Here is an 11,738-nt window from a genome sequence, read left to right as displayed (position 1 = left end):
ACTGAATTATTTGGCACAATTCCTAGAACAACAACTTTACTAATTTACTCATCAACTTTCCCTGATGTGCTTACCTTTTAGCAACTTCTCACCTTGTTTATTGAGGTTAGCCTTAAGTAAGTGATTATGCCCACTGAATTTTTGATACCATAAAACCAATTAATACCGCAAGACCTAACGCTCTGCGAAAATAATTAACGCCTTGAAATAATTCCAGCCACGCCCAAGTGAACAAGGAGCCATTTGCTAGTAGGTCTAATACCGTATTGATTTTGCCACTTGTAAAAATTAGAGCAAGTATAGTGCTTACTATCCAAACAATAAGTGGTAGGTTTGGCATCTGAGCTAAAACAATTTTGCCATCGCTATCACGGAAGGTTTTATCAATTAATGTATTTTCCATATTTGAAATTACCACTTAGCTAAAAATTATTAACTTACAAAAATTACTGATAGTCTATTCAGAATAGACTGAAATTTAATTGCAAATTATTTAATAATATTAAAACATTCAAGCAAATCTCTTTTCAACCATCTAATTGCATATATCAGAGTGGTAAAGCATATTCATATATGACTATATTAATAGTAAGAGGCGAATGGCACTAAGTTAAGATATAACCCCTGCCCTGACTGGTTCGTAGTCTGGGAGGCTTTGCCTGCTCTTTCTTGACCCTACCGTGTACACACAAGTCTCTGTTGACGCAATTTACGGTTTATCGAATAGCCCAAAGAAACCTCACCCTGGTTTTGCTTGTGCAAAACCTGTCCCTCTCCTTAGTAAGGAGAGGGATTAAAGTCAGGACAGGGTGAGGTTTTTCTTTTATTTTGGGTAATTCGATGACTTGTGTGTACACCATAGCTTTCTTGACCAGAGGCAGCAACCCTCTCAGAATACATTAAGAGCCTTCAGGCTCTTAACGAGGCAACACAAGGCTTTGGGCTTATATTAGTGCCATTCGTCGAGTCAGGCATACTCACACCAAGCCCAGCCAAGTCTTTCTGGGTACTGCCTTAGCCCGTTTCCCGATTAATGCGAATCAAAAACGGCAGCCCTGACTCCCACCCTCTACAATAATTATCATTACCAAGTGCTGAGTACTTTATTCTTTGGAAGCCACTTATACGGGAACTTGATCTTGATCTTGCTGTATCCAGAAACTATCTGGGGCGGTATTTATAGAGCGTGGGTTTCAAGCAGCCTGACCTGGCTTCAGGACGATCTTAATGCAATTGTCTTTCTTGTGTTTGAAGATTTCGTAGCCGTGCGGAGCTTGCTCTAGCGGTAGACTGTGGGTGATTACAAACGAGGGGTCAATATCGCCATTTTGAACGCGATCAAGTAGCGTCTGCAAATACCGATGGACGTGCGTCTGTCCAGTTTTCATGGTTAAGCCTTTGTTCATAAAAGCACCCATCGGCATCTTGTCTACAAAGCCTGTGTAAACACCGGGAACCGACACCGTGCCACCTTTGCGACAGGCAACGATCGCTTGACGCAATACATTGGGTCGATCGGTTTCCAGTCGCACCGCTTGCATCGCCTTGTCATAGAAGCCTTCCAAACCCATGCCGTGAGCTTCCATTCCCACCGCATCCATCACCGAATCGGGACCTATACCCCCAGTCATTTCTTTGAGGGCTTCACCCACCTCGATTTCTTCATAGTTCAAAATTTCTGCTCCACCGTCTTTTGCCATCTGGAGCCGTTCGGGAACGCGATCAATGGCAATGACGCGCCCAGCCCCCAGCATGAAGGCACTTCTAATCGCAAATTGCCCAACTGGGCCGCAACCCCAAATCGCAACCGTATCGCCTGGTTCGATGTTACAATTTTCGGCTGCCATATAACCAGTAGGGAAAATATCAGTGAAAAACAGGACTTGTTCATCTGCTAGTCCATCGGGAATCTTGAATAACCCGACATCGGCAAAAGGAACACGGGCATATTCCGCTTGACCTCCTGCGTAGCCCCCCGTCAAATGGGAGTAGCCGAAAAGACCCGATGGGGAATAACCCATGATTTTTTCCGCCATCCAAGCGTTGGGGTTGGAGTTATCGCACAGCGACGATAAATCCCGATTGCAGAAGAAACACGAGCCGCAGGAAATCGTAAAGGGGACAACGACGCGATCGCCGATGGCAAGGGCTTTGCCTTTGTTATGGATATTTCCATTTTTAAAAGCACTACCTAGTTCAACGATCTCTCCCATGAATTCATGCCCCAAGATGTCGCCCGGTTTCATCGCGGGGTTGTAGCCGTTATACAAATGTAAATCAGAACCGCAGATCGCTGTTGAGGTGATTTTCACGATCGCATCACGCGGATTAATAATTTTGGGATCGGGTACGGTTTCAACCTCTACCTTGTTCGTACCTTGCCAACAAACTGCTTTCATTGCTTGAGTTTCCTTAAGTTAAGTTGTTCGTGAAATCTGAAATCTATTTACGGAGTTGGTTTGAATATTTATCCTTTGCCGTTTAGTTGACCTTATGTTGTCGCAATCTTGCCCGTTTCCATCAGCATTTTGAAGCGGCATAAATCGTCTCCTCGCTGCTGTTCGGGTGATTCGCCAAAAACTTTGGCGATCGCATCTTTGATCACTCCATCCGGTGGGGTGTATTCGGTGATGACTTTAACTTGGATGCCGCGATCGATGAGTGCTAGCTGGAAGTGGACAGAACCGGAGTTCGCAATATCTGCGTCTTCATGTTCATCTTAGGAAGACACTTGATTAATCACCTCTAGCGTGAGGGTATTTCTAGCGATCGCCTTTCTCTATTGAAGGGCTGATTGCGTATTAGGTCTAGTTGTGTCTTTAGGGAAAATAAGTTTTCACGAAGGGATTAACGGGACTTAAACATTTTTGAGGCAGAAATAAGCCTCAAACCCATACATGACAAGGAAAGTACACCAAAGGCTCAAAAATGCTTGAAATCCAGATATATCAATAAATTATAACTCTTGATTAACTAAAGGTAGTAGCGCTCCATTCGCCAGATACAACAGAACTACAGACAATGCAAAGATGGTTATTAATCTTGGTTTAAGTTTTGCATAAATCTGCTTTGGTCTAATTTGGTTACTATTAAAATACACATATTAAGAATATGTAATATTATTAGTCTCATTCCTCAGACTGATTATTAGTAAAATATCTAACTCAAATAGATGACTTAGGTATGATTTCTTAGTCTGAAATTTGAAGTTAGCAAAAATATATGAAGACTATATAAAGCCTATGGCTTAATTAGTAAAGCTTTTAGTAAGAGCAGACAGACGTTAGTATTTGATAGCTGATGTTTCAGAGAGTTGGAATCATCACTAATCATACTGTAGGTAGATTCCAAATAAATGAGAAAATATCGAAAATAGAGTTACAAATATTAATACTTTTCGACTGTAGATGAATATACTGTGTCGCTGTTCCTGGAGATGGAAAAATGGTTTTTATGGAAAGTAAGCGCTTGTTTTTCGTTGCTGACTTTCCATCTGTACAACTTGATAAAGACTTTTCTCAACCTTTAGTCAAAATACCGCCGTCACCGCATTGTGAAGTTTGTGTAATTGTTCCAGTTCGCAATGAAGCTCAGACGTTGGCAGCAACCCTTACTGCCCTAATACATCAAGTTGATCTAGAAGGACAGTTTTTAGATCCCAGACGCTACGAAATAATTTTGTTAGCAAATAATTGTAGTGATGATTCAGCAGATATAGCCCGGACTTTCGCTCAACAACATCCAGATATAGCACTGCATGTAGTTGAAAAAACTCTGCCTCCTGCACAAGCCTATATTGGTCGAGTGCGTCAGATTTTGATGGATGAAGCATACCGCCGTTTGTGTAGCTTAGGACGCACAAGGGGGGTAATTGCTTCAACTGATGGAGACTCGCAGGTAAGCCCAACTTGGATTGCTGCCAACCTATACGAAATTAACTGTGGTGCTGATGCTGTAGGTGGGCGAATTCTTGTTGAGCGCGTTGGTCGTGCTAATCTAGACCCTTACGCCAGAGCTTGCTATCTGCGTGAAGTAGGCTACCGCTATTTAATTACCGAATTAGAAACTTATCTTGATCCCGACCCTTATGACAGCTTTCCCCGCCACTATCAACACTATGGAGCAAGTTTGGCAGTAACAGCAGAAATGTATGCACTGGCAGGAGGCTTACCGGCAGTGCGGACTCCCGAAGATGTAGCTTTTTACCGTGCCTTGGTACGGGTAAATGCCCGTTTTCGTCACAGTTCCCTAGTGCGGGTAGTAACTTCGGCAAGACAAATCGGACGTACCAATGTTGGTTTAGCAAATCAACTGAGTAAATGGATAGAAATGGGAAGGCAACAGCAACCATTTGTAGTCGAGCCAGCAGGGGCTATCGAAACTCGTTTTGTTGCACGTCGCCAATTAAGGGTGATGTGGGGGTGCGCTCTCAATGGCTATCAGCCAAGTCATTACAGCCTTGTATCTTTGGCAGAGATGCTGGGAGTTTCAACCCAATGGCTTGTGGAGAAATTGAGCCAACCTTATACCTTTGGTCAGTTGTTTGAACAAGTGGAAGAACGCCAGCAGTCAGATCAAACTTGGGCTTCGCGCTGGAAATACGTGGAAATTGAACAAGCAATTAAGGATTTGCGCTTGCGTCTTGAGAGTTTGCGTCAGTAATTGCTAAGGGGTTATATCATGTCTGCCAAATTACTACCCATAATAAAAGAACCGCACCCCCAACCCCTAAGAGCTCTTCGGGAGGGGAGACGAAGCGTAGCTTTGGCGGGGAGGGGTTCTTTGGGTTTAATCAGTAATCAAAGGGACATGATATTAGCTCTCGTTATTACTGAACAGGTGCTAAGTAAGTGGGTCAAATTAAATATAAAACCTCACCCTGCCTCCGGCTTCCCTCTCCGAACTCACGGAGAGGGATTGAGGGTGAGGTTTGATTTCTTAGACTCGCTCGAATAAATCAAGTCGATATTCTTCCTCGCGTTGACCTTTTAAATGCCGCAGTTTATTTGGGATCAACTCAAAAAACGAGTTATGAACTTCATCCCCACTCAACGGATAATCACGGGCATAGAGTGTCCAATGAACTAATAGTAAATGTCCTCCAGGTTCCAGGTGTTCTAAAATGCACTGTTGGGATTTTTTCAGGTCTTCCCAGCCCCAGTAATAGCCAACTTCTGAGACTAGAGTTAAATCAAACATCTCATCAGGATATTCCTCTGGGACAGGCATAATCTGGAAGTTGACATTGGAGAGATGCTGACAACGCTCTTTTGCTCTATTCTGCGCCAGTTCTGATACATCAACTGAGAACAATCTGTCACAACGCGCTTGTAGCTTCTCAGTTAAAACGCCAATAGAACCACCGATTTCAAAGGCAGACCGATAGCGCTCTTTGGGTAAAGCTGCGATCGTGGCAGCATATTTGTTAGCTTCGTATTCACTTGTCTCAAACTTCCACGGGTCGGGAGCTTCGCTGTAGAGTTTATCGAAGTAGCTGGGTGGTAAGGAGTCTGATTGTAACGGGTTCATAGGATTTCCTCTATATAAACTTCCCAAGGCCGAGTAAAGTTCGCTAACATTTCGGCACTCAGGCGAAAGCCTTCTGGGTCATCGTCAATTAAGTCTGTAATTTGGGAACGATAAGCAGCGATCGCTTGCTGTTTTAACTCCACCACCGTGCTAATATTTAACCGCCAGCTTGTCACCTGAACAGACGCGGGCAGACTCCCCCGTTGGTCTGAATCCCAATCCCAAATAGGATACTCAATCAATCGGGGGGATAAGCGCAAATCATCCAGCACTGCATGAATTAACTTCCACGTCGCTCGGTGGTCTGCGTGAGGGTCATATCGCCACGGTAAAAAGATAATTTGTGGGGCGATTTCTGTGATGTAAGCACCACAACTCGCTACTGCACTTTCATACTGTGTTGGAATTGACCCATCCTGCATTCTCAAGAAGGTGACATCATTAATCTCTACAGCCAATAATTTCAATGCTGATAGCGTTTCCGCTTCCCGTAAATCCCGAAGTTTCTCTGCGGGATATTTCTGGGAACGAGGGTGTGAAAGAGTACCATCACTGATAACTAAAACTTGCACATGACAATTTAAAGACCGTAACAGAGCGATCGCACCCCCACAACCTAACGTCTCATCATCAGGATGGGGTGCAACGATTAGCGCCCGACTACAAGCGATCTCGTTAACTGAACGCCAGGGCAAAACACTAGGATTGCTTAGTGGTGATGTAATCAAGCCGAACTTATTCATCATTCCAAAGCATTGAAGCCGGATTACTTTGCTTCAAGACATACTGACCGACATTTGCCAAGGCCGCATCAAAAGCCGGTTGACGCAGATATAGAGTCAAATCTCGGATAATGCGTTCCATCGGATTTGGTGGTAATAAGCCGCGAGTCCCAACAGAACGTTGACACAAATGCATCACATCAATGCAAATTTGTTCAATTGCTGTCCTCACCATGTTTGCATAAGCTACGAGTTGGTCTGCTTGCGGGTGGGGATCTGTAGGATAGCCACCAAATACTGGCGCATAGGCTGCTACCTGATCCGCAGCCCCCCGCAGCCAGAGATTACCACTTTCAATAGCGATCGCCATTCTACCAAGCCGTTCCTGTTGATAGGGATCATTTGTATATTCCAACTTCTGGAGATACTGGCGAGTCAGGTTAAACAATGCTTCTGCCCCACCTAATTGCACAGCAGCAAACCGAATCACCCCCACAGACAACCAAGGTTGGCGAAAGTAATCTCCTGGCTGGCCGATTAAAGCGCTCTGCTCCAACTCGACACCGCTAAAATCAACTTTGTAACTAGCAGTAGCTCGCATCCCAGAAGGTTGCCACCAAGATGGATCACTAACTGTTGTCACTTCCTCCATTGGCACAATGCACATTTGCCAACCGCCTTCTGGCAATACTCCATTCACGAAAGGACGTTCAACATGGCCTGCACCAGTACAAAACGTTTTAGAACCTTCTAGGCGATAACGTCCATTCTCAAAAGGAATTACTTTGACACCATCAGAGGCTTCAGCATTCCAAACACCAAATATTTTATGGCGATCGCGGGCATCACGAGCGTAGCTTGTGATTTGTTCTACAGTACCAAAGGTCTGAATCAGTTGCAGGGCGTTGATATGTCCTTCATAAATTCGGCCAACTACCAGATTGCCATGCCCTATCTGTTTTAATAGCATTAAAAGCTCGTAGGTAACATTAGCATCAATTCCTGCACCCCAGCCGCCTAATTCTTTCGCCAATGGTGCAGCCAACAACCCAGCCTTAGCAATCAGTTCAAACTCCTGCTTGGGAAAAGCACTATTGCAATCTATAGCGCTGGCATTGTTTGCACAATAATCAGCAATTTCCCTGGCACGTTTTAGATCAAGGGCAATGTTGGAATCATGCCATTTTGGGATGACGATATTATTTGATAATTGGATGCTAATAGCCGACTCCTTTCTGTAATATTTCTTTATATGTTGTTAATAATAATCAACTTAAGTCGGTTAACACCTCTATCTTTTGTGTGATTCTATACTCAATAAAAAGGGAGAAAATTAAAATACCTCTGAGAGGATATTTTAAAAGCGTCTTTTGCTCTTATAGTTAGCACAACCAAGGATCTTAGTACATCCCTCTAGGCGGCTCTGACTGGAGCCAGAGCCTCTAATCAGCCATTCCTAGCTTTGCATGGGAACGAGATCAAGAAGCAGCAACATGAGTTTAGTTGCTGCCTAATCGCCGATTTCAGTAGCTAATGGTTAAGACTGCGGATTTTGCCGTAGCCCCAACAAGTTTCCGTCAATATCCTTAAAGACAGATAATTGCACTCCATGACCTACATCTGTAATTGGTCCAACTTCAACTCCTTTTTCAATCAGGTTTTGACGAGCAGTAACTATATCGTTTACAACAAAGGTACTAACAGTACTACCTGGTTCAACTGAGTTACTTAAGTTTAGTCCAATTGCAACGCGCCCAATATCAGGGAGACTGAACTGTTTCCAGCTAGGAGTGTCATATTTGGGTTCAGGAACTAATCCGAGCTTGGACTTGTACCACTCGACACTAGCTTCCAGATTCGTAACGTCTACTTTAGTGACAAAACTATATTCACCAAAGGTGTTTTTCAATGTCATAATCTACTCTGCTAATCCAAAACTTTTGCAACTTATAGATATTATCAACTTTTTTGATCATTAAAACCACTTGAACCCAATCGCTAAACAGTAGTTTAATATTCACCCTAATCAAGCGGGATTCATGGCTGAACTTTGGACTAGTATCGTTTGCTCAACAGGTTCTGTTTGATACCCAATCTTTATCAGCCCCACGCTTGCCAATTTCTCTGTCAATGCGAATCAGTATCAAAAGTTCTAGATATCTCTAAATCCCCCTTTTTAAGCTACGGTGTACACACAAGTTTTGCCGCAGCCATATCTTTATTAATAAATCTCGCACTGCGTTTCTATCCCGCCTCGGAATGAATTCCGAGTCTCATAGCTGAAGTCCACTCAAGTGGACTAAATGATCAATTCAGTCCACTTGAGTGGACTTCAGCTATCAGCCCTGAACTTCAGTTCTGGGCGGGATTACCTGTCTGCGTGACAGTTTCACTCCGAGAAAAATGTGGGTAGAGCATTTTTCGACTTGTGTGTATACGTAACCTTTTTAAGGGGGGATCTAAAAGTGCCTAAAGTCACAGCGAAACACTTTTCAAACAACTTCTAAGTAACTCAGGTGCTAATTCCCGATGATTGGGAATTGATAAAGTTGGTTTTGATTCACGCCAAAGTATCATGTGGCTTCCCGTTTGGTGATCTAATACATAACCAAGCTTTTCAAAAATATTGACAGCTTCTTTACCAGAGATATTTGATAAACGTCCCATTTATACTACAACTTCTCCGATAAACACTTGCGATTCCTTAACAATATAAGGTTTGCCATGTTTAGCTTGGACATGGAGATATCCCGTAATGGCATCTTTAATATTTTCAATTGCCTCATCTAGTGTTTTGCCTTGACTCACGCAGCCTGGAAGCTCAGGAACCTCAGCAACATAGCCTTCATATTCTGAATCAAAAGTAAAAATTACTTGAAATTTCATAATAAATTAATTTTGTATAGTCGAGGTCTAGAATAAATATAAGTAGGTAGGCGTAATTAAATATAAGATCAAACCTCACCCTCAATCCCTCTCCTTAGTAAGGAGAGGGAAGCCGGAGGCAGGGGTGAGGTTCTAAATTAAAAATCGTAAATAATTCTTGTTGCAGACTATTTATAAAATTAATTTCAGCGTCAATTCCTTTGCGAATTAGTAAAAGATAACAGGTTTCTGTGACAACACACCATGTTGTAATTAAACGTTCATTATATTTTTTTAAAGCTTGTTTTGCGCTTTCGTGGTAGGTATCTTTTTTATCAATAAGAGCTAACCAAAATCCTGTATCAACGATGATCATATTTAGTTGTTAATGTATTAGATAAAACTTCTTTATAAGTTGTTGATAAATTTTCGTCAACCGAACAACAACCAATTAATCCAATTTCATCAAACTTTTCATAGAGGCTTTTTTCCTGACTATGATTTTCTGATTCTGGTTGAGGATAACGCTTTTTGAGTAACTGAATAAAATCAAGTAGTAGGATTTGAGCTTCTTCTGGTAAAGTATCAATATCTCTATATATTTCTTCAAATTTTATCAGCATGATTAACTTCTAAATTGAGGAAAGTTTTCGGTACGACCCTATTATAGACTACTTTTAAACCTGAGTGAGGTGATTAGTGAAGTCGAAATATGTTATATTTCTTCTCGATTAAATTTATAATCTGGAGGAAGTAGGAAAGAGTAGTTATTGACTTGGGCTAAAAAATGCTCAATTTTTGATTCTCCATAATCAAGTAGTTGGTTAGATTGACTTGGTTCCAAAATCAGAATTTGTATAGTTTTACCTTCTAATTCAGGGCTAAGTTTTTCATTCAGAACAATTTCGCCGTTAGTACAGGTTGCTTGTAAAACTTTGAGCATAAGATTTACTGAAGATGGAAATTAACTTTTTTCAATGTAACATTGAATGGGTAAACTGTGGCACTTGTTTCATTAGCATACAAGTGCGTCCTATTGCAAGAAGAGAAATTGCGCGATCGCGCGTGATAAATTAATGTGAACAGTGCCATGTATATGATTGGCTATGTCTACGCACTTCCTAAATTTATCCTCTTGAGTACCTAACAACTGAAGTCACGGCGAAAGGTATACAGCCAAATAATGCTTTAAAGTTTAAAATATATTTAGTTTAGGCGAGACGCTAGAGAAAATGAACATTGAAGAAATTATTATAGACAAGGTAAGAATATTACCTCCTGATAAGCAACAAGAGGCGTTAGATTTTGTAGAATTTTTACTTGCGAAAATGGAAAAGCAAAAGTTATCTTCTCAAGACAAAAATTCAGGGGTTTCGGCTTTGACTCTGGCTCAAGAATACATTGGTTGTGTTGAAGCGGCAAGTGATTTATCTACTAATAAAGATTATATGAATGGTTACTGAAAGTCGTGTCGAGTCAAATAGTTCATAAGCTATAATTGTGATCGCTTACAGTACGACTTAATATATATTATGCAAAAAATCTTTACAGAAGATCCAGATTATGAGCAGTGGCAAATGCTCTCAAACTTTATATATCCCTCAAATATAGACAGATTCTTTTCTAAAAATGGGATACAAGATTATGATAAAGAGCTTTTAGAATTGATTTCTGGTTCAACTTTGCAAGCTCAAGAGTACTTTGCTGCTGCTAATTCAGTCTCTCTTAATACATCTCCACTACTTTTATACTATGGAACGGTTAATCTTATGTATGCAGCATCAATGCTTGTATCTGGCAAAAAAATAAATATTGAAAATCATGGCATGAGACTTGATAATAGCAGCAACAGTATAACAAGACTTGGTGATATTGAGTTCACACCATTTTTTGCAACTACTACTGGTGGTTTATTTCAATTTTGTAAATCATTTTGTCCTGATATCAGCGTTTTACAGTATGGCTGTAAATCTAAATGGACATTACTGGAAATTTTAGCTTCAATTCCAGAATTAAAGAATGATTTTGAGGAATGTTACGATATTCTATCGTATGTTATTCCAGTTGAAATTGTGCAAGATCAAAAAGATTATGTCGAAAGAATAGACAAGCAGGAATTTAAAAATGTAGATATAATGCAAGAGCTATCAAAAATATCATATTTTGATACAACATACATAAAGCCAATATTAGAATCACCTTATATTAAATATAGTCATGTTTTCTTAAGAAGAAAGATAGAAAGTAAATTTATCACTGAATATTCTGTATTCGGCCAAGTTTTTCTTAAAAAATACCATAAAAAAGTCAGTAATTGTATAACACTGCCACTTCTCATCTATATGTATATGGGGCTATTTGTGCTTGGATATTTTTCTAGGTATAAACCTATAATTTGGAGTCCATTTGTAAGAAGTGATTCAACCGGAGAAAAGAGAGTAATTGAAAAGTTTATTAACATTAGTAAAAGAGTAATACCTAACATGATAATAAATTTTATTTATACAACACATTTTTACTTTGTTAAAGAAATGCATGAGCCGATAGATTTATCTAAAACCGTTTCTGAAGATCGTATTAGGGCAATATTTCAAGAAGAAAAAAACAAAGATAAAGGGTAAT

At 40.7% G+C, this 11,738-nt stretch carries 15 protein-coding genes; 4 read left to right on the top strand and 11 right to left on the bottom strand.

Annotated features, from left to right (window positions below):
• Positions 1 to 124 precede the first annotated feature (124 nt).
• Together V7K31_RS25580 and V7K31_RS25575 are read right to left on the bottom strand one after the other, a co-directional pair.
• Positions 125 to 403: a hypothetical protein gene (locus tag V7K31_RS25580; RefSeq protein ID WP_335097936.1), complete on the bottom strand. Its 279-nt coding sequence runs from the start codon at positions 401 to 403 to the stop codon at positions 125 to 127.
• A gap of 790 nt (positions 404 to 1,193) precedes the next feature.
• Positions 1,194 to 2,399, bottom strand: coding sequence for a zinc-dependent alcohol dehydrogenase (locus V7K31_RS25575; RefSeq protein WP_335097933.1), 1,206 nt, complete (start codon positions 2,397 to 2,399; stop codon positions 1,194 to 1,196).
• Between the two features lie 129 nt (positions 2,400 to 2,528).
• Between V7K31_RS25575 and V7K31_RS25570 the strand changes: the two genes are divergently transcribed.
• Entirely contained in the window at positions 2,529 to 2,723 is a 195-nt protein-coding gene (locus V7K31_RS25570) for a hypothetical protein (RefSeq protein WP_335097930.1), read from the top strand.
• Positions 2,724 to 3,453: 730 nt separating this feature from the next.
• Positions 3,454 to 4,662 (top strand): glycosyltransferase family A protein, encoded by a 1,209-nt coding sequence (locus V7K31_RS25565; protein ID WP_335097928.1) that lies wholly within the window; start codon positions 3,454 to 3,456, stop codon positions 4,660 to 4,662.
• Between the two features lie 276 nt (positions 4,663 to 4,938).
• On the opposite strand, the gene V7K31_RS25560 is transcribed toward V7K31_RS25565, so the two are convergent.
• From V7K31_RS25560 to V7K31_RS25520, 9 genes are all read right to left on the bottom strand, one after another.
• Complete coding sequence (locus tag V7K31_RS25560; RefSeq protein ID WP_335097925.1) at positions 4,939 to 5,529, bottom strand: class I SAM-dependent DNA methyltransferase; 591 nt, start codon at positions 5,527 to 5,529, stop codon at positions 4,939 to 4,941.
• Positions 5,526 to 6,275, bottom strand: coding sequence for a PIG-L deacetylase family protein (locus V7K31_RS25555; protein ID WP_335097922.1), 750 nt, complete (start codon positions 6,273 to 6,275; stop codon positions 5,526 to 5,528). The genes V7K31_RS25560 and V7K31_RS25555 overlap by 4 nt, the downstream gene beginning before the upstream one ends.
• Entirely contained in the window at positions 6,265 to 7,389 is a 1,125-nt protein-coding gene (locus V7K31_RS25550) for an acyl-CoA dehydrogenase family protein (RefSeq protein ID WP_335098291.1), read from the bottom strand. Before V7K31_RS25550 ends, V7K31_RS25555 begins: the two co-directional genes overlap by 11 nt.
• A 399-nt stretch (positions 7,390 to 7,788) precedes the next feature.
• Entirely contained in the window at positions 7,789 to 8,166 is a 378-nt protein-coding gene (locus V7K31_RS25545) for a VOC family protein (RefSeq protein WP_334942786.1), read from the bottom strand.
• A gap of 560 nt (positions 8,167 to 8,726) precedes the next feature.
• The gene (locus tag V7K31_RS25540; protein WP_335097920.1) at positions 8,727 to 8,918 is read right to left on the bottom strand and encodes a type II toxin-antitoxin system HicA family toxin; all 192 of its coding nucleotides are present in this window, start codon (positions 8,916 to 8,918) and stop codon (positions 8,727 to 8,729) included.
• Entirely contained in the window at positions 8,919 to 9,137 is a 219-nt protein-coding gene (locus tag V7K31_RS25535) for a type II toxin-antitoxin system HicB family antitoxin (protein WP_335004823.1), read from the bottom strand. It abuts the gene before it with no gap.
• A gap of 94 nt (positions 9,138 to 9,231) precedes the next feature.
• Positions 9,232 to 9,492, bottom strand: a complete 261-nt coding sequence (locus V7K31_RS25530; RefSeq protein ID WP_335097917.1) for a type II toxin-antitoxin system VapC family toxin — start codon at positions 9,490 to 9,492, stop codon at positions 9,232 to 9,234.
• A complete protein-coding gene (locus tag V7K31_RS25525; RefSeq protein ID WP_335097915.1) occupies positions 9,479 to 9,739 on the bottom strand; it encodes a DUF2281 domain-containing protein in 261 nt (86 codons plus the stop codon). The genes V7K31_RS25530 and V7K31_RS25525 overlap by 14 nt, the downstream gene beginning before the upstream one ends.
• Positions 9,740 to 9,831: 92 nt before the next feature.
• Positions 9,832 to 10,059: a hypothetical protein gene (locus V7K31_RS25520; protein WP_335097913.1), complete on the bottom strand. Its 228-nt coding sequence runs from the start codon at positions 10,057 to 10,059 to the stop codon at positions 9,832 to 9,834.
• A 289-nt stretch (positions 10,060 to 10,348) separates the two neighbouring features.
• On the opposite strand from V7K31_RS25520, the gene V7K31_RS25515 reads away from it, so the two are divergent.
• Together V7K31_RS25515 and V7K31_RS25510 are read left to right on the top strand one after the other, a co-directional pair.
• A complete protein-coding gene (locus V7K31_RS25515; protein WP_335097910.1) occupies positions 10,349 to 10,579 on the top strand; it encodes a DUF2281 domain-containing protein in 231 nt (76 codons plus the stop codon).
• Positions 10,580 to 10,648: 69 nt separating this feature from the next.
• On the top strand, positions 10,649 to 11,737 hold the full coding sequence (locus V7K31_RS25510; protein ID WP_335097908.1) for a YaaC family protein: 1,089 nt from the start codon (positions 10,649 to 10,651) through the stop codon (positions 11,735 to 11,737).
• The last annotated feature ends 1 nt before the right edge of the window (position 11,738 follow it).

This window comes from Nostoc sp., assembly GCF_036917675.1.
Classification (GTDB): Bacteria; Cyanobacteriota; Cyanobacteriia; order Cyanobacteriales; family Nostocaceae; genus Nostoc.
The sequence above is the reverse complement of the archived record's forward strand: the minus strand, read 5'-3'. Positions and strand labels throughout refer to the sequence as shown.